Origin of the sequence: Hallella bergensis DSM 17361 (genome assembly GCF_000160535.1) — a bacterium.
GTDB classification, from domain to species: domain Bacteria; phylum Bacteroidota; class Bacteroidia; order Bacteroidales; family Bacteroidaceae; genus Prevotella; species Prevotella bergensis.
Genome location: NZ_GG704784.1, coordinates 25,500 through 50,305, shown reverse-complemented (window position 1 = coordinate 50,305; position 24,806 = coordinate 25,500). Strand labels below are relative to the sequence as shown.

At 52.7% G+C, this 24,806-nt stretch carries 14 protein-coding genes; 6 read left to right on the top strand and 8 right to left on the bottom strand.

Translation table 11 applies throughout. The features are described from left to right. The 6 genes from HMPREF0645_RS11760 (at window position 1) to pelA (ending at window position 11,097) form a co-directional block, all read left to right on the top strand. Entirely contained in the window at window positions 1–1,569 is a 1,569-nt protein-coding gene (locus HMPREF0645_RS11760) for a RagB/SusD family nutrient uptake outer membrane protein (RefSeq protein WP_044123649.1), read from the top strand. Between the two features lie 107 nt (window positions 1,570–1,676). Then, window positions 1,677–4,022 carry a glycoside hydrolase family 3 C-terminal domain-containing protein gene (locus HMPREF0645_RS11755; protein WP_007175253.1) on the top strand — a complete coding sequence of 782 codons (2,346 nt, stop codon included), beginning with the start codon at window positions 1,677–1,679 and terminating at the stop codon, window positions 4,020–4,022. Further along, a complete protein-coding gene (locus HMPREF0645_RS11750) occupies window positions 4,023–5,138 on the top strand; it encodes an esterase (protein WP_007175252.1) in 1,116 nt (371 codons plus the stop codon). Window positions 5,139–5,173: 35 nt separating this feature from the next. Continuing rightward, a complete protein-coding gene (locus HMPREF0645_RS11745) occupies window positions 5,174–6,367 on the top strand; it encodes an esterase (RefSeq protein WP_044123646.1) in 1,194 nt (397 codons plus the stop codon). A gap of 7 nt (window positions 6,368–6,374) precedes the next feature. Further along, window positions 6,375–8,711 carry a beta-glucosidase gene (locus HMPREF0645_RS11740; protein ID WP_007175250.1) on the top strand — a complete coding sequence of 779 codons (2,337 nt, stop codon included), beginning with the start codon at window positions 6,375–6,377 and terminating at the stop codon, window positions 8,709–8,711. Window positions 8,712–9,045: 334 nt separating this feature from the next. Continuing rightward, complete coding sequence (gene pelA / locus HMPREF0645_RS11735; RefSeq protein ID WP_245544034.1) at window positions 9,046–11,097, top strand: pectate lyase; 2,052 nt, start codon at window positions 9,046–9,048, stop codon at window positions 11,095–11,097. Window positions 11,098–11,260: 163 nt separating this feature from the next. On the opposite strand, the gene HMPREF0645_RS11730 is transcribed toward pelA, so the two are convergent. The 8 genes from HMPREF0645_RS11730 to HMPREF0645_RS11695 form a co-directional block, all read right to left on the bottom strand. Then, window positions 11,261–11,824: a flavin reductase family protein gene (locus HMPREF0645_RS11730; protein WP_007175248.1), complete on the bottom strand. Its 564-nt coding sequence runs from the start codon at window positions 11,822–11,824 to the stop codon at window positions 11,261–11,263. Window positions 11,825–12,098: 274 nt separating this feature from the next. Then, window positions 12,099–12,551, bottom strand: coding sequence for a YqaA family protein (locus HMPREF0645_RS11725; RefSeq protein ID WP_007175247.1), 453 nt, complete (start codon window positions 12,549–12,551; stop codon window positions 12,099–12,101). Continuing rightward, window positions 12,524–13,465: a hypothetical protein gene (locus tag HMPREF0645_RS11720; protein WP_007175246.1), complete on the bottom strand. Its 942-nt coding sequence runs from the start codon at window positions 13,463–13,465 to the stop codon at window positions 12,524–12,526. Before HMPREF0645_RS11720 ends, HMPREF0645_RS11725 begins: the two co-directional genes overlap by 28 nt. Window positions 13,466–13,467: 2 nt before the next feature. Beyond that, complete coding sequence (gene purD, locus HMPREF0645_RS11715) at window positions 13,468–14,736, bottom strand: phosphoribosylamine--glycine ligase (protein ID WP_007175245.1); 1,269 nt, start codon at window positions 14,734–14,736, stop codon at window positions 13,468–13,470. A 75-nt stretch (window positions 14,737–14,811) separates the two neighbouring features. Beyond that, window positions 14,812–17,022 (bottom strand): S9 family peptidase, encoded by a 2,211-nt coding sequence (locus HMPREF0645_RS11710; RefSeq protein WP_007175244.1) that lies wholly within the window; start codon window positions 17,020–17,022, stop codon window positions 14,812–14,814. After that, window positions 17,012–18,556, bottom strand: coding sequence for a THUMP domain-containing class I SAM-dependent RNA methyltransferase (locus tag HMPREF0645_RS11705; RefSeq protein WP_007175243.1), 1,545 nt, complete (start codon window positions 18,554–18,556; stop codon window positions 17,012–17,014). Before HMPREF0645_RS11705 ends, HMPREF0645_RS11710 begins: the two co-directional genes overlap by 11 nt. 30 nt (window positions 18,557–18,586) lie before the next feature. Then, the gene (gene epsC, locus HMPREF0645_RS11700) at window positions 18,587–19,477 is read right to left on the bottom strand and encodes a serine O-acetyltransferase EpsC (RefSeq protein ID WP_007175242.1); all 891 of its coding nucleotides are present in this window, start codon (window positions 19,475–19,477) and stop codon (window positions 18,587–18,589) included. Window positions 19,478–20,306: 829 nt separating this feature from the next. Then, entirely contained in the window at window positions 20,307–24,698 is a 4,392-nt protein-coding gene (locus tag HMPREF0645_RS11695) for an acyl-CoA dehydratase activase-related protein (RefSeq protein WP_007175239.1), read from the bottom strand. Window positions 24,699–24,806: the final 108 nt, after the last annotated feature.

Here is a 24,806-nt window from a genome sequence, read left to right as displayed (position 1 = left end):
ATGAAAAAAACAATTTATGCCCTCGCCCTTGGTGCAATGTGCCTTCTGACAACAGGTTGTGAGGACTATCTCGATATAGAGAAACATGGAAACATGGGAAGTCTGGAGACTTACTATCAGACCGATGAGGAAGTGCAGGGAGCCACAGCATCGCTCTTCCAGTCGTTGAACGGTGTCAGCAACAACTGGTCCTTTATCAACAACCTTCTCTCTGACGATGTGTGGGCTGGTGGCGGCTCGCGTGGTGATAATGCTACCTTAGAACAGTTGAACGAGTTTAACTTCGGCTCTGACCACGGCTCGGTACAAGATCTCTACAAGAGTCTCTATACCATGATTTATAATGCGAATCTCATTATCGAGAAGACGGCTGGCGACACCCCGCTGCAGAAGCAGGCCATTGCTGAGGCCTATTTCTTCCGTGCGTGGGCTAACTTTCAATTGGTAGCCCTCTGGGGTACACCAGCAAAGGTAGACCATCTTCTTGCACCTAACGAATACCGTCAGGGCAATGCTACCCCTGAGGAAATGTGGGCCTTTGTAGAGAAAGACCTCAATACAGCCATCAGTTCTGGTAACCTGCCCTCGAAGAGTGGTGTCAACGACGAGGCGAATGCCATTCGCATCACTAAAGAAACGGCACTGGCTATGCTCGGCAAAGCTCAGGTGTTCCAAGGCAAATACAGTGAGGCTGCCAAGAATCTCGATGCAGTGATTGAAAGCAAGAAGTACGATCTCTATCGTGGCGATTACGCCGACATCATCCAGCCGGCAGCCAACAACAGTTGCGAATCGATGATTGAGGTTCAACGACGCAAAGACGCGGAGAACGGAACGAATTACTACTTCACTTGGTACTACACCATGCTAGGATGGCGTACCGACAAACACCAGCCCACTAATCCCGGTTTCTATAAGTTTGCTCAGGGCACATGGGGCTTCTGCAATCCCCGAAAGAGTCTCTACGATGCGTTCGTAGCCACAGAGGGTAAGGATGGCTATCGCCTTAACAGCACGCTCCACACCTATGCCCAGATGAAAGACTTGGGCCTGGAACTACAACCTGGCAAGTCACTTACTGGGCACGAGGGCTATTACAACTGGAAAAACCGTGCAATGGCCGAGAACGAGATAGTCCCGTTCATGGGTGCGTTCATCTATACCAATATCAAGGTGATGCGTTATGCCGAGGTGCTGCTCCTTGCAGCCGAGGCACACGTTCAGAGCGGCAATGTCGCAAAAGCTACGGAATATGTGAATATCATCCGTGAGCGTGCCAAGCTGGCTCCGCTGGCTACCGTGACGATGGACGATGTGAAGAACGAGAAACGTTTGGAGCTTTGCTTTGAGAATGTGCGTTTCCTTGACCTCGTGCGCTGGGGCGATGCACCGAAGATGCTGGGCAATCAGGGAAAGGAGATTTATAACTTCTCGTCTGACGGTAAATCCTCCGTTCAGTTCACCAATACCAGTGCCGGTTTCGTGGCAGGGAAGCATGAGTATCTCCCCATTCCACTCAAGGAACTGGAGCTCAACCCCAACATGAAACAGAACGAAGGGTGGAGATAGAAAGCATAGGCCAGAGACGGGAAGGCGAAAGTTTGTTCCTGTCCTGGCCTTTTCACCATTACTAACAACTTTCCCCTTGTGGGAAATGCAAACGATAAGAAACAACAATGATGAAAAAAATATTCAGCCTCGCTGTCGTTGCTACCATGTGTGGTAATATGGCCGTGCAGGCACAGGCGCCGCAACTCAACGCCAACAATATCGACGAGGTGGTGCAGGCCATGACCCTTGAGGAGAAGGTACACATGGTGCTTGGCTGCGGCATGTCTTTCGGCGACGACGTTAAGTTCCCTGGCACCGCAGGCCGCACTTATGCCATTCCTCGCCTGGGCATACGCCCGGTGTATCTCGCTGACGGCCCCCACCGGCTCATCATGAAACAGAAACGCCCTTACGACAGCAACACATACATCACAACGGAATTTCCCTCCAGCACTACTGTTGCCGCCACCTTTGACACCGAGGCGGCAAAGGCTGTGGGCACCGCTCTCGGCAGAGAGGTGAAAGATTACGGGCTCGATGTGCTGCTGGCTCCGGGCATCAATCTGATGCGCTCGCCGCTGTGTGGCCGAAACCATGAGTATTATTCCGAGGACCCAGTGCTCACGGGGAAAATGGCCGCTGGTTATATCAAAGGCATCCAGAGTAACAATGTAGGTACGAGTCTGAAACATTTTGCCGTGAACTCCCAGGAGACCAACCGCAACAAGATGGACTCCCGGCTCACACCGCGTCCCTTGCGTGAGCTTTACCTGAAAGGTTTTGAGATTGCTGTGCGCGAGGCAGCCCCTTGGACCATCATGACCTCTTATAATAAGGTGAACGGGCGGTACACCTGCGAGGACATCGACCTCACAGAGAAAATCTTACGCGATGAGTGGGGATTCAAGGGTCTTGTTATGAGCGACTGGAACGCCGGTACCAATGCTGTTATCTCTATGATAGCTGGTAACGACATGATGCAGCCCGGACAGCAGAAACAGTATAATGATATACTTGAAGCTGCCAAAAGCGGTAAGCTTCCAATGAGCGTTCTCGACCGTAGCGTGCGCCGCACACTGGAACTGGTGGTGCGCTGCAACAGTTTCAACGAGTATCGCTATGCTAATCGTACCGACTTCTATGCTCATGCTGCAATAGACCGCAAGGTGGGAGCCGAGGGCATTGTGTTGCTCGAAAACAATAATATTCTCCCTCTGAGAAACACAAGAGTAGCCCTCTATGGTGTTACTTCTTATAGCATGGTACCTGCCGGCGTAGGCTTTGGTTCGGTCAATGTGGGCTACTATTGTGTGTCGCTCGTGGAGGGCATGCGTGGAGCAGGCTACACAGTCGACAACTCGCTGGTGAAGAAGTACACCAAACACCTCGCTGATGAGGAGAAACGCCTCTTTCCTAAAGGTCGCCCGTCGTTCACCCTCACTCCGTTGGAGCGTCCGGCCGAGTTTATTCCCTCTGTCGAGGATCTGGCCACTCAGGTGGCTGACAACGATGTAGCCATCATCACCTTAGGCCGCACCTCTGGTGAGGGTGCCGACCGTCGCATCCGTGATTTCGAGCTGAAGATCGGCGAGCGTGAACTCATCGAGACGCTGTCTAAGGCTTATCATGCCGCTGGCAAGAAAGTAGTGGTGGTACTCAATATCTGCTCGCCCATGGAGGTGGCCTCCTGGCGTGGAATGGTCGATGCCGTTGTATGCGCTTTCCAGCCCGGTCAGGAAGCTGGTAACTGTGTGGCCGATGTTCTCTCTGGCAAGGTGAATCCGTCAGGTAAGCTCCCCATGACTTTCGCCATGAAGATTGGTGATGCTGCTGCCGACAAGAACTTTCCCAACGACATGGAGTTCCGTATGCCCAATTTTGCAATGGGGACGGGCATGAACTTCAAAAAGAAAGAGGAGGAGATTAAGGCGAAAGTTGAGGAGAAAGACTATGACTACACCCTCTATGAGGAGGGCGTGTATGTGGGTTATCGTTATTTCGATACCTTCAATAAGCAGGTGGCCTATCCGTTTGGTTATGGAAAGAGTTACACTACATTCGCCTACAGCCTGAAGCGTGCCACTATCGAGGGCAACCGCTGTGTGGCTGAGGTGAAAGTGAGCAACACCGGTAGTGTGGCTGGCCGTGAGGCGGTGCAGCTCTATATTGCTGCTCCGAAGGGCAGACTCGACAAACCTATCAAGGAACTTAAGGCCTTTGCCAAGACAAGGATGCTGGCTCCGGGTGCGTCAGAAACTCTTACACTCACATGGAACCTCATGGATATGGCATCTTTCAATGAGAAGACCAGCGCGTGGGAATTGGCCAAGGGCGACTACACAGTGATGGTAGCTGCTTCGTCGGCTGACGTGCGCGACAAGGCTGTAGTGAAGGTGCCCAAGGCGCAACGCCAGAAGGTACATCGTGCCATGTTACCGAAAGTGAGGATTACAAACCTTACTCATAAATAGATGATGAAAAATAGAAGCGTTGCTGTGGCACTCTTTGCCACGATGGCCATTTCGGGCCAGGCTCAATCGTTCAATCGCGTGCCTACACCTAATGATACACTCCAATCTGTGCGTCAGCTGACCAATGGAGATGTGCTGTTCAGCATCTATGCTCCTCAGGCTAAGACTGTGGGCATCACAGGCGACATTATGCCTTGGGACCGGCAGCCCCGTGTGGTGAAGAATGATAATGGTGTGTGGACGATTACCGTGTCGGACGTGAAGGCCGGGGCTTATAGGTATGCTTTCTTGGTCGATGGAGTGAGAGTGTATGATCCTAAAGCACCGATGGCTCACGAGACTTCGGCTGTTGCCAGCCTGCCACAGAATGGTAGCGAGTTCTTCCAGATGAAGGATGTACCCCACGGGGCAGTGGCTCAGCGCTACTACCACTCGAAGGCTACTCATTCCACTCGCCGACTTCATGTGTGGACTCCTGCGGGCTATGAGAAATCTGACGAAGCACTGCCGGTGTTCTACCTGATTCATGGCGGTGGCGACACCGATAATGCTTGGCCCACAGTGGGATGTGCCGGTCATATCCTTGATAACCTCCTCGCCGAAGGCAAGATCAAACCAATGGTGGTGGTCATGCCCAATGGCAGTATTGAGGGAGCCGATCTCTACGCGGAGGTGCCGCTCTTTGAGAAAGACCTTATGGGCAGCATCATCCCCTTTATCGAATCAAACTATAGGGTGCTGACCGATAAGGATCATCGTGCGCTGGCAGGATTGTCCATGGGCGGTCTGGAAACACTTGAGACGTTCATGGCCCATCCGGATATGTTCGCCTACATCAATGTGATGAGTTCCGGCTGGTGGCAGGAGCAGAAACAGCTCTTCGAGCAGGGCGACCAACGACTGAAGGAGATTGCTCCTGTACTTAATAAAAGCGTCAGGCATCTTCTTTTCACCCAGGGTGGCCCCGAAGACATAGCCTATAAAAACGGGCTTGCCATGCTTGAGGTGTTTAAGAAACATGGAGTGAAGTACGACTTCAGCGAAATGCCGGGCGGACACACATGGCATGTGTGGCGTCACGACCTGTGCAATTTCGCACAGAAACTGTTCAAATAGATTATTAATGTTAAATACAATAACAATACATGATGATGAAAAAACTATGTTTTTTGGCAGTGACCATGATGGTCAGCCTATCTTCGTTTGCACAGCAGGCTCTGTGGGGTGTTCCACAGATCACATCGCCTGAGGTTCATGCAGACAACACTGTGACGTTCCGCATGAAGGCTCCTAAGGCCGTGAAAGTGCAGGTGACAGGCGATTTCCTCCCTACTCAGAAAATTCAGACTCCTTACGGAGAGTTCGACGGTCCGGGCGTGGCGGACCTTAAGGAAGGCAAGGACGGTCTATGGGAGTACACCACGACGGAACCGCTCGCTTCAGAACTGTATAGTTATTCGTTTGTGGTGGATGGTCAGCGCATGATGGACCCCTCGAACGTATATATGATTCGTGACGTGGGCTCGGTGACCAACGTATTTATCGTGAAGGGTGGTGTAGGCGACTTGTACAGTGTGAACAACGTGCCCCATGGCACCGTGAGCCGTATGTGGTACGACAGCCCTAATTTGGGCATGAAGCGCCGTCTCACGGTATATACCCCGGCTGGCTACGAGACTAGTGGTAAGAAGTACCCCGTATTCTATCTGCTCCACGGTATGGGTGGCGACGAGGAGGCATGGATTGCTCTCGGCCGCACAGCCCAGATTCTCGACAACCTTATTGCACAGGGTAAGGCCAAGCCTATGATTGTGGTGATGACCAATGGCAACGCTTCGCAGGAGGCTGCCCCCGGTGAGACACAGTATGGATTGGTGCCTCCTACTACACAGCTACCCAAGACCATGGAGGGCTCGTTCGAAACCGCTTTCCCCGATGTGGTGAAGTTTGTTGATAAGACATTCCGCACACAGGCCAACAAGAGGGGACGCGCCATCGCCGGTCTGTCGATGGGTGGTTTCCACTCTCTGCACATCTCAAAGCAGTATCCCGATATGTTCAACTACGTGGGGCTGTTCTCGGCAGCTATCCTGCCCGACAAAAAAACTGAGGCCCCTATCTATCAGAACTTCGAGAAGAAACTTGCCACACAGTTTGCCAAGAACCCTGCACTCTACTATATCGCCATCGGCAATCGGGACTTCCTCTATAAGGCCAATACCGATTTCCGCAAGATGCTCGACGAGAAGGGTTACAAATATACTTATAAGGAAACGGGCGAGGGACACATCTGGAAGAACTGGCGTATCTATCTGGCCGATTTTGTCCCCCGACTTTTTAAATAGACTAATTATGAAGAAAATATTATGTACAACTGCCGTGGCCGCTACGATGCTGGTGGCCTGCGGTCCTAAAGTTCCTCAATTGGGCGATGCTTCCATCGACGAGGTGATTGCTGCGATGACTCTTGAGGAGAAAGCACATCTTGTCATTGGCACGGGCATGGCCGGCTTTTCGGGCGACAGTGCCGTGGTGGGAGCTACGAAGAAACTCGTGCCGGGCGCTGCCGGAACCACCTATCCTATAGAGCGTTTGGGCATCCCTTCGGTCGTTTTGGCCGATGGTCCTGCCGGACTGCGAATCGACCCGAAACGTGAGGGCGACAACCAGACATATTATTGCACCCATTTCCCCATCGGCACGCTGTTGGCCTCGACATGGGATCAGGAATTGGTGGAGAATGTGGGTAAGGCCATTGGCAACGAAGTGCTGGAGTATGGGGCCGATGTGCTGCTTGCGCCTGCGCTCAACATCCACCGCAACCCACTCTGCGGGCGCAATTTCGAGTATTATTCAGAGGACCCCGTCGTGTCGGGTAAGATAGCTGCGGCCTATGTGCGTGGTGTCCAGAGTAATGGGGTGGGAACGAGCATCAAACACTTCGCCACCAACAATCAGGAGAGCAACCGCATGATGAACGACGCCCGTGTGACTCCTCGTGCCCTGCGTGAGATTTATCTCAAAGGATTCGAGATTGCGGTCAAGGAGTCTGAGCCGTGGACGGTGATGTCGTCGTACAATTACATGAATGGTGTCTATACTTCTGAGAATCCTGAGTTACAGACCACTGCGCTGCGCACAGAGTGGGGATACAAGGGTATGGTGATGACCGACTGGTTTGGCGGCAAGGATGCTGTGGCGCAAATGAAGGCAGGAAACGACATGCTCCAGCCAGGTGTCGACAAGCAGTACACTGCCATTGTGGCTGCTGTTAAAGACGGCTCACTCGATGAGACTGTGCTCGATACCAATGTGCGCCGCATTCTTGAGATGATTCTCAAGACCCCACGCTTCAAGGGTTACGAGTATAGCAACAAACCTGACCTCAAGGCCCACGCCAAGGTGACCCGTCAGAGTGCTACGGAGGGAATGGTGCTGTTGGAGAACCGCAACGGAGTGCTGCCCATGACTGCCAGTGTGAAAAACATTGCTCTATTGGGCTGTACCAGTTACGATTTCATTGCCGGTGGAACTGGATCGGGCAATGTGAATCGTGCCTACACCGTGTCGCTGCTCGATGGTTTGAAGAATGCGGGCTACACATTCGGCGTAGACCTGAAGAAAACCTATGAGGAATATATCAAGCAAGAAAACGAGCGTAACAAGCCGAAGGGCGACGATAAACTAACGGCCTTTCTGCCCACACCACGCCCCACAGAGATGTCTGTGAGCAGTGAGCTGATGACGCAACTGGTGGCTAAGAATGATATTGCTCTAATCACAATCGGCCGTAATTCTGGCGAGTTCATTGACCGTTCGCTGGCCGACTTCTCGCTTTCTGCTTCCGAGCTGGCCCTCATCCGCCAGACAACCGCAGCCTTCCATGCTGCTGGCAAGAAGGTAGTAGTGGTGCTCAATATCGGCGGTGTCATCGAAACCGCTTCGTGGAAGCAGCTTCCCGACGCTATTCTCTGCGCTTGGCAGGGCGGACAGGAGGGTGGCAACTCTGTGGCCGATATTCTTTCGGGCAAGGTGTCGCCTTCGGGTAAGCTCCCCATGACGTTCCCTGTAGCTTGGGCCGATGTTGCCTCGTCTAAGAATTTCCCTTCTGAAGGTCGCATGAGCGACTTTGGTTTCGATCGCAGGAATACCGACAAGAAGGAAAATCTATGGGATTACACCAATTATGAGGAGGACATCTATGTGGGTTATCGTTATTTCGACAGTTTTCACAAGCCTGTGTCCTATCCCTTTGGCTACGGTCTGAGCTACACCCGTTTTGAGTACAGCGACGCAGTCGTGAAGCCTGAGGCCGACGGATTCACCGTGACCCTGAGTGTGAAAAACGCAGGCACCGTTGCTGGCAAAGAGGTGGTAGAGCTATATGCTGCGGCTCCCGATGCCCAGAAAGCCAACAAACCCGAGAAAGAACTGAAGGATTTTGTCAAGACCAGAGAGCTGAAGGCGGGTGAGTCCACCAAGGTGACACTGAAGGTAAAAAGCGCTGACTTGGCCTCATTTGACGAGAAGACCTCATCATGGGTAGTGCCGGCTGGCACTTACAATTTCCTCGTTGGAGCCTCGTCGCGCGATATCCGTGCCACGCTACCCGTTACCGTAGCGGCATCTTCTGTGAAAGCTAACAATATTTTCAAACCGCAGACTGCGCTGAAGACGCTGACGCGATAAGTTGCATGCGGAAGAACGCATGATACTTCGGTAACACCTTCAGGTGCAGATAAACAATGGATGCTGAGTCACTTTGATGTGACACAGCTTCTATTGCTTTTGCTGGACAGACAGTTAGGTGTATCCCATCGATTTTCAACACAAAATGACTATTTTGTCGTATTATTTCCCTAATTTTGTCGATATATTAGACAGTTGGCATGGACGATGTATCTTTCACCCCCCTCCATGACCTCAACACACTACAAACTAAAAACTAAAACTACGAACAACGATGAGTTATCAGAAAATGATGCTGTCCCTGATTCTTGCTGCTGCACCATTTGTCGGCGGCATGGCACAGATGTCGAAAATCACGAATACGATGCGACGCACCGACAAGGCCTTTTTCAAAACCGAAGAGGCACGCCGCGTGGGCGACGAGATATTGCTCTTCCAGCGTGTAACTGGGGGCTGGCCCAAGAACATCGACATGACCCGCCACCTGTCTATGGAAGAGACTGAGCAGATAAGGCAGGACAAAGGCAGGCGCGACGACTCTACCACCGATAACAATGCCACGTCCACACAGCTTAAGTTTCTGGCCCGGCTGTGGCAGCAAACCAAGGACAACAAATATCGCGAAGGGTTTGGCAAGGGTGTGGAGTATTTGCTGAGCGGGCAATATGACAATGGCGGATGGCCACAGTTCTGGCCCCGCAATCGGGGATACCAAGTGCATATCACCTATAACGACGATGCCATGGCCAACACCATGCTGCTGCTGCGCGACATTGCCGACAGCAAGGAGCCTTATCAAGGCAAGCTCGTTGGCAAGGACTTGCGCCGCAGGGCGGCCAAAGCCTTCGACAAGGGTGTCGACTGTATTCTGAAAACCCAGATCATCAGCAACGGCAAGCCCACCGTATGGTGCCAGCAACACGACCATGTGACGCTTCGCCCGGCTTATGCACGTGCCTACGAACTGCCATCATATTGCTCGGCCGAGAGTGCTGCCCTCATACATCTGCTCATGTCGATTCCCCACCCTGACGAAGGAATAAAGCGCGCGGTACACGGTGCCATGCAATGGTTCGATGACCATAAGATAACAGGCTACCGGTATGTGCACGGCCGACGTGGCAATCTCGACAGACTCTCGTATCTCGAACGCGACAACACGGCCGAACCTATATGGGCCAGATTTTATGATTTGGAATATGGAAGTCCCTATGTGTGCGACCGCGACGGCATTCCCCGTCGGCATTTGGAGGAAATTGGTGCTGAGCGACGCAACGGCTACGCCTGGTACACCAACAAGCCGGCAGCGCTATATCCCCTCTATAACCAATGGGCTGACAAGCACGATCCTGTTGGCAAACTGCCGCTTTCGCTCAACAGCAAGGGCGGCAACGAGCGCGGTGTGTTCGAGATGTTTCGCAAGGATGTTGCCAAGATAACCGATTTCGACGCGGTGGTGCATGCCGGTGAGCGCATTCAAGATGCCATTGCCAAGGCTCCCGTGCAAGGCACGCGGCCTTTCAAGATATTGGTGCGCAAGGGCACCTACAACGAAAAAGTGGTTATCGATCGCCCCAACATTGTGCTCGTGGGTGAACAACGCGACAGCACCCGCATCGTGTATGCCGAACTGCAGAGCAAAATGAAGGAACAGACATGGAACGGATCTCCCGTGGGACCAGGCGTCATCACCCTGCTCGAGAATGCTGACGACTGCGTGATTAGTGGACTCACCGTGTACAACAACTATGGCACCATGGTGGAGAAAACCACCTCTCACCAGTTTGCCATCTTTGGCCGGGCCACACGCACCATTGTCATCAACTGCAACGTATGGGCCGATGGCAACGATGCCCTTGCACTATGGGGCAAGGGAGGCATGTATTACCACGCCGACCTCAACCTGCGTTGTTTAGGCGTAGACTTCCTGTGCCCGCGCGGTTGGTGTTATGCCACACGATGCAACTTCATGGGCGACGGGCATGACATTATCTGGCACGACGGACGCAGCGACAAGAAAGCCAAACTGGTTATCACCAACTCTAATTTCGATGCCATGCGCCCCACTCCGCTTGGACGCTATCATCACGATTCGCAATTCTACCTCGTGGAGTGCAAGCTCTCTGAGAACATCATCGATCGCAACATCCGGTATGCCTACACCGATAAGGTGCTTGACCCGTGTCCATGGGGATTGCGCGTGTATTATTACGGTTGTTCACGTGACGGCGGACACAGCGGGTGGCTCAACGACAACCTAGATGAAGCGGAGGGAGCACCCCAGTTTCATGCCATCACTGCCCAATGGACTTTTGACGGGAAATGGAATCCTGAGAAACGCGTGCGCGACCTATGGAACGTGCTGGCATACAATACGCTGCACTAAATCGTGCCTCTCGACGACAAATCGAGTCGAGCATGAGCATCGGAATGAAGAAACCTATGGAAGTCAATAGATGCGTCATGTCATTCTTAGCACTTGCGAAGGAAGGGTGTTGGCACCATGCGCAGCCGCATGGACAGGGAAATTTCATTGGTATGCCAATTTCCTACTTAAGCTGTGTGCCGTCTTTGAAGGCATTACCCACGCGCTTGCCTATCTCCAGATAGCCTAAGTGTACTGGGTCAAAAGTCAACAGGTGCATTTTCTCTAAGTCGGGCTTGCCGTCCTCCGCAAGATATTCCTCGCTGACACGGATATTCAGGATTTTCGCAACGATATAGCAGCCGGTTTCCGACTCATCAATCTTGCGATCAATGCGGCACTCCAGGGTCATTGGAAAGTCGGTAAATATGGGGGCATTGACAGTCTCGCCTTGTTCAAACTTCCAGCCAGTTCTTGCAACCTTATCCTTTACTTTTTTGCCACTCACCACGCCCACATAGTCGGCTGCAACCATCGTCTCTGTGGTGGCAAAGGCAACCGTAAAGTCGGGATTGGCTTTGAGGTTGGCGGTCGTTTGGTGATTACCCATTGAAATCATAATCCTGTCATTGTCCCACTGACCTGACCAGGCCGCATTCATTGCGTTTGGTGTACCGTCGGCATTGTATGTGCCGATAACGATTACTGACTGTGGCATAAACCACGCTCTTCCTTTGAAACTCTTCATGATGTCTGGTTTTAAATGTTATGATTCTCCTATAATATCTTCAATCTTTTTATTGGTGACATACGCTCTGCTGCCATTTCAGGCAATATCTCCTCTTCCGGCAGCATATATTTCAACGAATGGTCTGTTGACAAAGATACATTTGCAATATTTTCGCAATAAGAAGTCAGGTTTCACTTGTAGGCGTGGACGGTTTATCTGATATCGGAATCCCCGGTTCCAAACCCAGAAACAGGGCGGCATGGGGAACCTGTGGGGGGAACACTGTCCGTGATTAAAAAAACAAATAGGCTCCATACACAAGGAGCACATAGCGCAGGGCCTTGCCCAAGGTGACGCTGGCCAGGGTGATGATGACGTTGGCGCGCATCAGGCCGAGCGAGATGGTGATGGCCGACCCCAGAATGGGCAGAAAGGCGAAAAAGCCCATCCATGCCCCACGGCCTGCCATGAACCGCTGGGCCCGATGGAGGCTGTCGGGCTTCACGTGGAGATACTTCTCGATCCATTCCATCTTGCCCATGCTGCCTACGAGATAGTTGAACATGCCGCCCGCAACGTTGCCTACTGTGGCGTAGGCAATGAGTGGAACGGGAGCCAGTCCGCTTGCCATTAGGCCGATCAACACCACTTCGCTGCTGAAAGGGAAGAAGCTACCGGCACAAAATGCCGACAGGAGCATGCCCCAATAGCCATAGTTTATGAGAATATCGTTAAGGGCATCCATAGGTTATAAAGGGTGATGATGAGTGCCATGGCGATGAGTGCCATAAAGCAGATGTTGGAAATTCGGGTGTGTGACAGGGCGGAATAATGGCCGATGAGTGGGGCGGTGGTGACGATGGCCATGGCCAATAGTGGGTCGGAATATTGGGGCAGGATGACGATGAGTGCGAGACAGAGCATGTCGAGAGTGATGAAGGTCTCGAAAATCATGCGTGTGCGTATCTTGTCCTGATAGCTATAGGTGAGAAAATGCAGGCCCCCTATGGCAGCAAGCAGGAAGACGAAGGTCAGCGTGATGATGCGGTGCTCGTCGAGCAGATCCAGGTTGAAGACGGAGTTCAAGCGGATGAGTTCGGTGAAATGGCGGGCGAAATAACCAATGTCGCCCGCATGGATATAATAGGCTGCGGCAAACCAGTAGGGCAGGGCTATGCCCAGAAGTGTGGCCAGGAATGTGCGGCTGTTGAAAGCCATGACGTTGGTGGCCATGAGAATCCATAGCACAGGCAGGAAAAACAACACGTGGACGAAGGCCATGCTGGCTATGCCCAGTGCAACAAAAGCATAGAAGATCCAACCTGCCGCCGTGGGGGCTTGGTAGGCCTGGAAGAAACAGAGGTAAAAAACAATGAGGGAAATTCCGGTGACGGCGGTTGCGGGCGTGGCGAGCAAGGGTGCCGCCATGGCGACCATGATGAGAAACGCACAGGGCACGGCCTGACTGTAGATGCGGATGAGGTTGTGAACCTTGTTGAGTTCGGCCATGAGGACGGCGGACAGGGCAAGCAGCAACATCTGCACCCAGAGTCCCTGGGCAATGGCTCCGGAGACGATGCACACCAACACGGCGTAGACGGCCGTCACGGGGAGTGCCCATCGCGATTGCGCTATCTTGGTCTGGGTGTATGTAGTCATTCCTATAGGTCTTGCCCGATGTCCTTTCTGAAGTATTTTCCGGTGAAGTTTATCTTCTGTGCCTCGGTGAAACTCTTTTGCAGGGCTTCCTCCTTGTTGGTCCCGTATGAGGAGACGGCAATCACACGGCCGCCGTTGGTGACCACCTGCCCGTCTTTCTCGGCCGTGCCGGAGTGGAACACGATGCTGCCCTCCACGCTGTCGATGCCGCTGATGGGGTAGCCTTTGGTGTAGTTTCCGGGATATCCGCCGCTGACAAGCATCACACACACGGCTGCACGCGGGTCGAACTCCACGGTTTTGGTGTCGAGATTTCCCTCGGCCACGCCCTCAAAGAGGTCGACGATGTCGCTCTTGAGGCGCAGCATCACGCTTTCGGTCTCGGGGTCGCCCATGCGACAGTTGTACTCGATGACCATCGGTTCGCCGTCCACGTTGATGAGTCCGAAGAAGATGAAGCCCTTGTAGTCGATGCCATCTGCGGCGAGTCCGTCCACGGTGGGGCGGATGATGCGGTCTTCCACCTTCTTCATCCATTCCTGAGTGGCAAAGGGGACCGGCGTCACGCTGCCCATACCGCCGGTGTTCAGACCGGTGTCGTGCTCGCCAATGCGCTTGTAGTCCTTGGCCTCGGGCAGAATCTGATAGTGCTTGCCGTCGGTCAGGACAAATACGGAGCATTCTATTCCCGAGAGGAACTCTTCGACAACAACTTTGGCCGAGGCATTGCCGAACATGCCGCCGAGCATCTCGCGGAACTCCTTTTTGGCTTCCTCGAGCGTAGGCACGATGAGTACGCCCTTGCCTGCGCATAGTCCGTCGGCCTTGAGCACGTAGGGAGCTTTGAGGGTTTCGAGAAACTTGATGCCCTCTTCCACGGTGGTGCCGTCGAAGGTGGCATAGGCAGCCGTAGGAATATTGTGTCGTTTCATGAAGTCTTTGGCAAAGTCCTTGCTGCCCTCCAACACGGCACCCTGCTTCGATGGGCCGATAACGGGCACGGAAGCGGTGCGCGGGTCGTTCTTGAACTCATCGTAGACGCCTTTCACCAAGGGTGCTTCAGGACCCACGACCACCATGTTGATGTGGTTGGCCACGACGAATTCCTTCTGCTCGTCGAAATCGTTGACCTCGATATCCACATTTTCGCCGATTGCGGCCGTGCCGACGTTGCCAGGGGCAATGAACAGTTTTTCGCATTTGCTGCTCTGTGCTATTTTCCATGCCAGTGCGTGTTCACGGCCTCCGCCGCCTAAAAGTAATATCTTCATGATGCTTGTCTTTGTGATTATTCCTTGTTTTGTCTTTGTGATTGTGCCGACTTCTTCAGGAGCTTGCTGTCTTTTTTATTTCAGAAAATCGTCGAAATATCGGGAGATTCGCTCGTGGAGGTGGGTGGACTGATGACCTCTCATGTTGTGGGGTTCGCCCGGATAGACAAAGAAGTCGGGCTGTGTGCCTTCCAAAATACATTGTTCAATAAAGGTGAGACAATGTTGGGGCACCACGACGGGGTCGTTGAGTCCAGTTATAATTTGTAGTCTTCCCTTCAGGTTTTTGGCCTTGTGGAGCAGGCTCGACTGCGCGTAGCCCTCGGGGTTGGTTTGCGGGGTGTCCATGTATCGCTCGCCGTACATCACCTCATACCATTTCCAATCAATGACCGGACCGCCTGCCACGCCCACCTTGAACACGTCGGGATGGGTGGTCATGAGGTTGATGGTCATGAAACCACCGAAGCTCCAGCCATGCACGCCAAGCCTCTGGCTGTCGACATAGGGCAGGGATTTCAGGAAGTCCACGCCCTTCATCTGGTCCTGCACCTCGATGTCGCCAAGGTGTCGGAAGGTGGCTTGTTCGAAGTCGCGCCCCCTGTTCTCACTGCCGCGGTTGTCGAGGATGAACAGCAGATACCCTTTCTGTGCCATGTAGGTTTCCCAAGAACGGCTGCCGTAGTGCCAACTGGCCTCTACATTGTGAGCGTGTGGGCCGCCGTAGACATAGACAATGGTGGGATATTTCTTGCTCGGGTCGAAGCCGATGGGCATCACCATGCGATAATACAGGTCGGTTGTGCCATCGGCGGCTTTGATGGTGCCGCATCGGTAGTCGGGTATGTTATAGCCCTTCCATGGGTTTTCGGCTGTGAAATAACGTTTTGCTTTCTTGCCCTTAACATCCACAATGGTGATGTTGCGGGGCTCGGTGGGGGTGGAGTAGCGGTCGAGGAGGTAGGCGCCCGAAGTGCTGAGGCTGCCACGATGGTATCCTTTGCCGTTCTCGTCGAGCAGTGTGCGCTTGCCGTTCTTGACGTTTACGCTGAACAAATTGCGCTGAATGGCATGGCGTTCATTGGACGCGATAATGACGCTTTTGTCTTTCTGGTTGAAACCCAACAGTTCCATGACCACCCATTGACCGCGGGTGAGCTGCTTGATCAGGTTGCCTTTTTTGTTAAAGAGGTACAGATGGTTGTAGCCGTCTCGCTGACTTTGCATCACAAACTTGCTGTCGTCCCAGGGCAGAAAAACGATGGGGTGCAGGGGCTCGACATATTTTTCGTGGCTCTCGCGATACAGTTCGGCAATCTTTTCGCCCGTTTCGGCGTCGTAACTCACCAATCGACAGTCGTTCTGGTCGCGGTTGAGCTCGAACAGATACACCGTTTTCGCGTCGGGACTCCATGCGGGATTGGTGAAATATCGGTCGGTGGGGTCGCCGGTTTTCAGGTAGATGGTGTTGCCATTCTGCAGGTTGTGTATGCCGATGGTAACCTTGTGCATGGGCTCTCCGGCCATCGGATACTTCTCCGGAGCCGGTGTTGCGATGCGACTTTGGCCTTCGCGGGGTTTGCTGTCGGGGGTGGGGATGTTGACCAAAGGGAAGGAGGTTACCATGCTTTGGTCCATACGGGTGAACAAGAGCTTCTGTCCGTCGGGGCTCCAGAAGGTTCCTTTGGTGTAGCCGAACTCGTCGCGGTGAACGCTTTGGCCGTAAACGATGTCGGCAGAACCGTCTGTTGTGAGTTGCTTGCTGCTGCCGTCAGCCTTGCGAACAAACAGATTATGCCCGTCCTTACCGATATAGGCGGAGGCTTTTGACATTGCATTCCACTCCAACACGTTGATGTTCTTCGTCTCCGAAGACCATTCTATCTGCTGCGTTTTGAAGTTGAGCAGGGTGCTCCGGCTGCCATGTTGAAGCAAAACAATGGGCTTGTCGGCATAGGGAAATGAAGCATAATAAAGGGATTGAACACGCTTTTCCTTGTCCTTAACTAACCATTCATTGACCTCTTCGAGGGTAAGGAGCTGTGTTTCCTTGCCTGTTTTCTTGTCAACGAGGTAGCATTTGTCGAGGTCGAGACGCACCAATTCATCGCCCCACCATGTGGTGAAGCGATTCTTGGCGGTCATGTTGTGATAATTGTTGCCCCCGTAATTCAGGTCTTCCAGCGAAAACCTCTTCAGTGGTTCCTGTGCTTGGGCTTGTTCTGAAAGCCCCATCATGCTTGCCATAGCCAAGACTCCTGCGATGAGCCAGCTGTTAATCCTCATTGTCAATATCAAAATCAAACGATTTTTTCCTGTCAAACTTCTTTCCTCCCCGTCGGTCTCCGCCCTTGAAATCTCTGCCTCCACGCGACTTGAAGCCGTCGTTCCGGCGGCGTGGGCGGAAGTCATCGTTATCATCTTCCCTCGGTTTGTTGCGGTTGCCCTTGAAGTCGCGCTTCTTTCCATACCCGTAGTCATCTCCACGGCGGTCGAATCGCTCTTTTCTGTAGGCTGGCTCGTTATCTCTCAGGGAGTGGAATTCGAACGAACGGATGTCTCCCTCTTCGTTGGAAGCCTCTGCGTCAACCCTCTCTTTGAACTCGCGGTTCTTCTTGAAGCGGTGTTTCTGCGCCATTTCGCGCTTTTCCTCTTCGGTCTTTACCACGCCACCTTCTTGCCGGAATTCCTTCATCTTGCCGTCAAAGAGCGTGTATTTTCGGAACTCGCACTCCAGACTGCCGTTGTAGAGCGGTATCTTGATGCTTGGTTTCAGACCGATCTGCTCGAAGCATTCCTCGCGATAGCTCAGTATCCAGGCATCGTTGCCGCCAAACTCATGCTTCAATCGTTCGCCGATCATCCTGTAGGTGCCCAAAAGATTAGGCGTGGAGATGCGTTCGCCGTATGGCGGATTGGTGATGATGATGCTTTTGTTGGCGGGTTTGGTGAAGTCCTTGAAGTCTTGTTGCTCAATGGTGATGTCATTCGTAAGGCCTGCTGCCCTGACGTTGTGGCGAGCTGTGTTTACCGCTTTCATATCGATGTCATAGCCATAGATATGATGTTTAAACTCGCGCTCTTGGGAATCATCATTGTATATGGTATCAAAGAGATCCTGATCGAAGTCGGGCCATTTCTCAAAGGCATATTCCTTTCTGAACACGCCGGGTGAGATGTTGCGGGCGATGAGTGCTGCCTCAATGGCCAGTGTGCCCGACCCACACATGGGGTCGATCAGGTCGGTGTCGCCTTTCCAGCCCGTCATCAGCACCATGCCGGCTGCGAGGATCTCGTTTAGCGGAGCCTCCACACTTTCCTGTCGGTAGCCCCGGCGATGCAAACTCTCGCCACTGGAGTCGAGACAAAGGGTGGCATCGTCGTTGGCGATGTGAATATGGAGCCGGATATCGGGATTGCTAACAGAAATATTGGGACGTGTACCATGTTTCTCGCGGAATTGGTCGACAATGGCATCCTTGACCTTGTAAGTCACGAAGCGAGAGTTTCTGAACTCCTCCGAATACACCACGGAATCTACCGAGAACGTGTTTCCCTTCAGAATATATTCACTCCAGTCCACCTTCTGAATCTCGTCATACACTTCCTCGGCCGACCTGGCCTTGAAATGCCTGATGGGCTTGAGAATGCGAATAGCCGTGTGCAACTGGAAGTTGGCACGATACATCATTTCTTTGTCACCGGTAAACGAAACCATACGCCTACCGATCTGTACATTGTTTGCACCCATTTGGGTCAGCTCTTGTGCCAAGACCTGCTCTAAGCCCATGAAAGTTTTGGCGATGAGTTCAAATTCCATTGTTGTTATTTTGCTTTTTATGTTTTGCTTTTATGCTTTATTGTATATCTTGGTTTGCGGAGCCATGTCTTCCAAGACCCATGTATTGGCGCCCACCACACATCCTTTGCCGATCGTGATGCGCCCCAACACCGTGGCGTTGGCATAGATCACCACGTCGTCCTCGATGATTGGGTGGCGGGCGGTGCCCTTGATGGGGTTGTTGTTGTCGTCCACGGGGAAGCTCTTAGCGCCGAGTGTCACCCCTTGATAGAGTTTCACATTGTTGCCGATGATGCAGGTTTCACCAATCACGACACCCGTGCCGTGATCGATGGTGAAAGAGTTGCCGATGGTTGCGCCGGGATGTATGTCTATGCCCGTTTCCGAATGGGCCATCTCAGTCATCATTCGCGGGATGAGGGGCACATCGAGCAGGAAGAGCTCGTGAGCCAACCGATAGTTGGTCAGCGCCTTGATGATGGGGTAGCAAGATATGATTTCGCCGTAGCTTTTGGCGGCAGGGTCTCCCCTGTAGGCTGCCGACACGTCTGTTCCCAGCGTGTGTCGCAGTTGGGGAAGCTGCTTGATGAGTTTGGCGGCCAAATCATTGGCTTTGGTTTTCTGCGCCTGGAGAAACTCCCGGCTCTTGCCCTCGCTGGAGTATCCCAGTCCGGCGAGAATCTGCTCTGAGAGCAGGATGTACAGGTTCTCCACATCCACGCCGATTTGGTATTGAATGGTCGAGATGTTTACCCGCGACTTTCCGAAATAGCCGGGAAAGAGAATGGCGCGCGACAGTTGGATAATTTTTTCAAGCACTTTGCCGGAAGGGAGCGGGTAGCCGTCGCGGTGCTGTCGGAACAAGCCTTTCAGCGACTCCGGCTCTGAGAGCTTCTCCACGGTGTCGGTAAGCATGAGTGTCATGTTGTGAGCAATCATCTCTTTGTGTCAGTGAATTTAAGCGCAAAGATAATAAATTCCATGGAAATGGGAAACAGAATGCCTGTTATTTTTGGTTCATCCGACATTTCGAGTGATACGACAGTCATGTAGCGCATATTCTTCCCTCTTCCCTCATCCCTCTTCCCAATTAACCTTCCACTGTTTTTGTTGCATCAACTTGCTCAACACGCAGCCTAATTGTGAATTTTGAATTATATTACCCTCTTCATTCTTCACTTTATAAAATAATATTACCGTTTTCGGCCATTTCCTTACGTCTCATCTGGACAGAAATGCGCCATGTTTTTGCGGATAATTCCAACCCCGAAGAGTATCAAAAACACAAGGCCGATGCGGTTACAGCCTTGTGGCACCGCGATTCGAGCTTATCGATTGTGCGACCGAACCTTTGACGCATCGTGATTAGAGTTTAACCGCAGTGGCGTTTGATATCTAATCGTAGACGACAAAAATCGCATTGTAAAATCATATTTATTAAAACGCTGATTGTCAAACTACTACGAATTGTCTCAAATTTCACGAATTTCAAACCAATGGATTCATATTTTTAAATTCGCGAAATATAGAGAGATGTTTGTCAGAAAAAATATCAGTATCTGTTGTCTCAGGATTCATCCTGAACAACTGTTGATGAGAACAAACCTGCATGGATGAACGATGATCCATTTAGTTGATGTAATAGGACACAGAAGCCACCCTCGTCAGGAATAATCTTGCTTCTCGTGTTAAATAAGGGTTATCACTCCAAATGTCGGATGAACCTTATTTTTTTGAAGCACACGCGCCATGTGCTTGGGGATTTGTACTATATGGCGATGTTGTCCAGAAAGAGTAACAACCGGTTCGTGACGTTTACAGACGACACCCCTGAATCGAAGTCAAGAGAGACAAGGTTGAGTTCCGGGTAAAGTTTTTTCAATTTGTTTTCAATTCCTTTCGACACAACGTGATTAGCGATGCAGCCAAAGGGTTGCAGGCTGGCCACATTGTTAACACCTTGTTTTACCAAGCTGATGATTTCGCTTGGCAGAAGCCATCCTTCGCCAAACTGGGCGGCCAGCGACACCACTCCGTTCACGTCTTTGGCCTCTTCGAAAATGTTAGTGAATGGTCGGAAATAGCGGAAACGGGAGGCAATCTGATTGATTTTCTTCTCCCTGCGCCAAATCAGACTATAGATGCTCTTCACGAGGAAGTCGGGCACATTGCTGCATCGCAGTCCCATGTGCTTCTCCACAATGACATTCACGAAGTTTTGCAGGAAGAAAGGAGAGAGCAGTGCGGGCACCACCTCGTAGCCTTTGTCTATAATTTTCTCAGCAATAAACTGATGGGCAAAGGGATTGAACTTCAGGAATATCTCACCCACGATACCCACTGCGGGGAGGTCGCGGTCTTCGGTTATGTTGTCAAATTCTTCAGCCGCTTGGGCGATGAGGTCCATCAATCCCTTTGGACTGTTCTTCAGGAGCGGTTCTGAGGCCAATCGCAAATACTTATCGCGCAGCACTTTGGCCGGATTCGTGTCTTCTCCGCCCACAGCATAGGCGTCTTGCTTCAGCCGCACCACAGCCGCATGATACATCTTGGAAATGGTGTCGCCATACAGGAACATGGTCACAATGATAGGCGCATATTTCAACCATGGCACATCAAGGGCTCCGTCCTGGTTCTTGTCTTCCTCCTCGGCACTGGTGGCCACACCCAACGTGATGAGTGGCACGTGCTCAAAACCGTTGGCATTCATGGCCCGGCGAATGAGCGCCGCATAGTTGGTGGCGCGGCATTGGCCCCCGGTCTGGCTCATAACAAATGAAATCTTGTCGGTATCGTATTTCCCGGAGCGCAAGGCTTTGACAAAATCGCCCACAATCAGCGTAGCCGGATAGCACACTTCGTTGTTGGCATATTTCAGCCCATACGCTGCACTTTCTGCGTCGCTGGGCGGCAACACTTCCACATCCCAACCGAAAAGTCGACATACGGGAGGGAGCAGGGGCGTGAGATACTCTGTGAAATAAGGTGCCAGGATATGGCGTGAAATAGGCGGAAGCGACGTGTCGGGCATGGCCTGACGTGCCGACTCCTTCGCCTGTACGTCCGAGGCCTCACCTCCCTGTAACGACTCGATGAGCGATCGCACCCGGAGTTTCAGGCTGCCGGTGTTGCTTACATCGTCTATCTTTAATAAGGTGAAAGGTTTGTTATGCTCTCTCATGATGGTGCGAATCTCATCTTGGATAAAAGAGTCGGGACCACACCCGAAGGAGGTCATCTGCACGAAGTGTATGTCGTTGGGCTGTTCGGCACACCACTGGCCGGCCTTGATAATCCTGTTCATATAGGCCCATTGCCGCACGAGGTAGGTGTTGCCCGTGCCCGTGTTCAGATCTCCGCGCACGATGTCTTCGGAGATGACGTTCACGCCCAGCGAGGCAATCATTCCGGACAGCTTGTGCTGTATGAGGGGGTCGGTGTGGTAGGGGCGACCGGCCAGCAAGATGGTGAGCATGCCGTGCTCGCGGCTGTCGGCCAGTATGGCTTCGGCTTTTTGCCTGATTTGCCGCATGTATAAATCCTGTGCCTGTCGGGCGGCATTGTAGGCCTTGCTGATGGTCTTCCTGTCAATGCCCAGTCCTTTCAGGTAGCCCGACACCTGTTTCTTCAGCAGTTTCTCGTCGCGGAAGTTGATGATGGGCGAGTCCATGCGGGTGTGCAGCGTCATGGCACTCCGAATCACATCCGAATAGGCCGACACGATGGGACAGTTGTAGCTATTGGTGTTGCGCTTGTCGTCCTGATGCTCATACACCACGTAGGGCATGAAGATAAACTTCTGCTCCGTCCCTTCCAAGGCCGAGAGTCTCTCGTCCAGCTCTTTGACATGCGAGTGAACGAGCTTGGCCGGGAAACAGATGTTGTCGCTCATCACGCTGCCGAGCGCACCCTCGTAGCGACGAAACACCGACTCGCTGCTGAGCACCACGCGCATACCGGCGGTGGTGAAGAGTGCATGCCAGAACGGATAGTTCTCATACATGTTCAGGATACGCGGAATGCCGACTATCTTTTCATGCTCCGTTTCGGCCATCACCTTTCTGTCAAAGAGCAGGTGGTATTTATAATGGTAGATGTTCTCGCCCTGGCGCCCGCCTTCGCCCTTGTTGTTGAAGACACGCTCGCACTTGTTGCCCGAGTAGAAATTTCGTCCCCCGGCAAACGTGTACTTGGTCACAAAGCAATTGTTCTCGCACCCCTTGCAGTTCAGCATTCGGGTGTCGTAGGCGGCCATGTCCAGCAGGTCGTCAATTGTTGCGGCTTTTGCGGATGGTTGCCGCGACAGCTCGTTGATGGCATTCAGCGCACAGCCGTAGGCCCCCATCATCTCCGGCATGTTGCTGCGGGCCACACTTACGCCCGTGAGCAGCTCGAAGGCGCGCACCACGGAATCATTCTTCATCGTTCCGCCCTGCACCACGACCTTGTTTCCGAGATGGTCGTTGCCATGTAGTTTCAACACTTTGTAGAGACAGTTGCGCACCACGGAGTAGGACAGGCCGCAGGCTATGTCGGGCACCGAAGCTCCCTCGCGCATCACCTGCTTGACCTTCGAGTTCATGAACACCGTGCAGCGCGTGCCCAGGTCGCACGGGTTGGTGGCCATGCAGGCGAGCCTTGCAAAGTCTTCCACGGTGTATCCCAGGTTTTGGGCAAACGTTTGGATGAAGGTGCCGCATCCCGACGAGCAGGCCTCGTTGAGTTCCATGCGCACCACGGCTCCGTTTTCCACGAAGATGGCCTTCATGTCCTGTCCGCCGACATCGAGTATGAACGACACGTCGGGCATCAGTTTGGCAGCGGCATGATAGTGGGCCATGGTTTCGATAATGCCCTCGTCGAGACCGAAGGCCGCCTTGATAAGCTCCTCGCCGTAGCCCGTGGAGCACGACCCCACGATGCTGATTTCGGCTCCGGCCGCCTGTGCGGCCTCCTGCAACCGTTCGAGTGCATCGGCCACGGCCTTGATGGGGTTGCCTAAGTTCATCGAGTAGTCCTTGAAGACAATCTGGCCACGCTCCTTTCCACTGGCCCTCACGGCAACGAGTTTGGTGGTGGTGGATCCCGAGTCGATGCCTATCACCACTTCCTCCTTGCCCTCATGCATGGGATAGAGGGGCGTGTGGTGCTTCGTCTTGTCCTTTTGCCAGGATTCGTATTCGGCTTGGCTGCTGAAGAGCAGGGGTAATTCTTCCTCCGTGTCGGCACCGTGTTTTCCGGCCGACCCGTGTTGTGAGTTTTCCTCTTCGCAGCAGTCGCACGACTTGCCGTGGTTGCAGTTTTCTGTGTGGTCTGCGTGAGTGTCTTCCCGTTCGTACGCGAGCGCTGCCCTGAGTTCGGCAATGCCTCGCGACGGGGCATCGGCTGCGCGCAAGGCACAGCCAAGAGCCGGTATGAGGTTGCCCTCGCCGAGCACAATGAAATCGCTTAGGGGGATATTGAGATAGTTGGAAAAGGCTTTCCGCAAGGATGGGAGAAACGTCAGCGGACCTCCGCAGAGCAGTATCGGCGGTGTGAACTCGCGTCCCCGACTTAGCGTAGTCACCGTCTGCACGGCGATGCTATGGAATATACTTGCCGCGATGTCACTCTCCGGGAGGTTGCGCGACATGAGGTTTTGAATGTCGGTCTTGGCAAACACGCCGCATCGTGCGGCCATGGGATAGATGTGGGTTGAGGCCTCGGCCAGTTTGCTCATCGTGGCATTGCTGCATCCCATGAGTACGGCCATCTGGTCGATAAACGCCCCGGTGCCGCCGGCGCAGTTGCCGTTCATGCGCAGCTCCATGCTTTTGCCATTGAAAAAAACGACTTTGGCGTCTTCTCCGCCAATGTCGATGAGCGTTTTGGCTTGCGGAAACCGGTTTCGGGCAAAGACTGTGGCTGCCACCACTTCTTGAACAAACTCGGTGTTTAAGAGTTCTGCCGTATGCATTCCCACCGAGCCTGTGACGCAGAGCCGCAGCCGGCAGTTGCCCAACCGTGCTTCGATCTCCCTGAAATAATCGGTCACGAGTTCGGTCACCTTGGCATTGTGGCGTTCAAATCGTGAATAAATCAGGTTGTCATCGTTGTCGAGGACGGCAATCTTTGCAGTGGTGGACCCCACGTCAAGGCCCACCCGATATACTGTGTTCATCTACAAGTCTCCAGCTAATATTCTTTAAAAGTTATAATCTACTCAAATTACTGCAAATTTACTAAAAAGGTGGAAGTATAACAAACATATCTGTATATTTTCAATATT

Coding starts and splice junctions, on each gene's coding strand:
- HMPREF0645_RS11760 (WP_044123649.1), top strand. CDS start 1: ATGAAAAAAACAATTTATGCCCTCGCCCTTGGTGCAATGTGCCTTCTG.
- HMPREF0645_RS11755 (WP_007175253.1), top strand. CDS start 1,677: ATGATGAAAAAAATATTCAGCCTCGCTGTCGTTGCTACCATGTGTGGT.
- HMPREF0645_RS11750 (WP_007175252.1), top strand. CDS start 4,023: ATGATGAAAAATAGAAGCGTTGCTGTGGCACTCTTTGCCACGATGGCC.
- HMPREF0645_RS11745 (WP_044123646.1), top strand. CDS start 5,174: ATGAAAAAACTATGTTTTTTGGCAGTGACCATGATGGTCAGCCTATCT.
- HMPREF0645_RS11740 (WP_007175250.1), top strand. CDS start 6,375: ATGAAGAAAATATTATGTACAACTGCCGTGGCCGCTACGATGCTGGTG.
- pelA (WP_245544034.1), top strand. CDS start 9,046: ATGGCACAGATGTCGAAAATCACGAATACGATGCGACGCACCGACAAG.
- HMPREF0645_RS11730 (WP_007175248.1), bottom strand. CDS start 11,824: ATGAAGAGTTTCAAAGGAAGAGCGTGGTTTATGCCACAGTCAGTAATC.
- HMPREF0645_RS11725 (WP_007175247.1), bottom strand. CDS start 12,551: ATGGATGCCCTTAACGATATTCTCATAAACTATGGCTATTGGGGCATG.
- HMPREF0645_RS11720 (WP_007175246.1), bottom strand. CDS start 13,465: ATGACTACATACACCCAGACCAAGATAGCGCAATCGCGATGGGCACTC.
- purD (WP_007175245.1), bottom strand. CDS start 14,736: ATGAAGATATTACTTTTAGGCGGCGGAGGCCGTGAACACGCACTGGCA.
- HMPREF0645_RS11710 (WP_007175244.1), bottom strand. CDS start 17,022: ATGAGGATTAACAGCTGGCTCATCGCAGGAGTCTTGGCTATGGCAAGC.
- HMPREF0645_RS11705 (WP_007175243.1), bottom strand. CDS start 18,556: ATGGAATTTGAACTCATCGCCAAAACTTTCATGGGCTTAGAGCAGGTC.
- epsC (WP_007175242.1), bottom strand. CDS start 19,477: ATGATTGCTCACAACATGACACTCATGCTTACCGACACCGTGGAGAAG.
- HMPREF0645_RS11695 (WP_007175239.1), bottom strand. CDS start 24,698: ATGAACACAGTATATCGGGTGGGCCTTGACGTGGGGTCCACCACTGCA.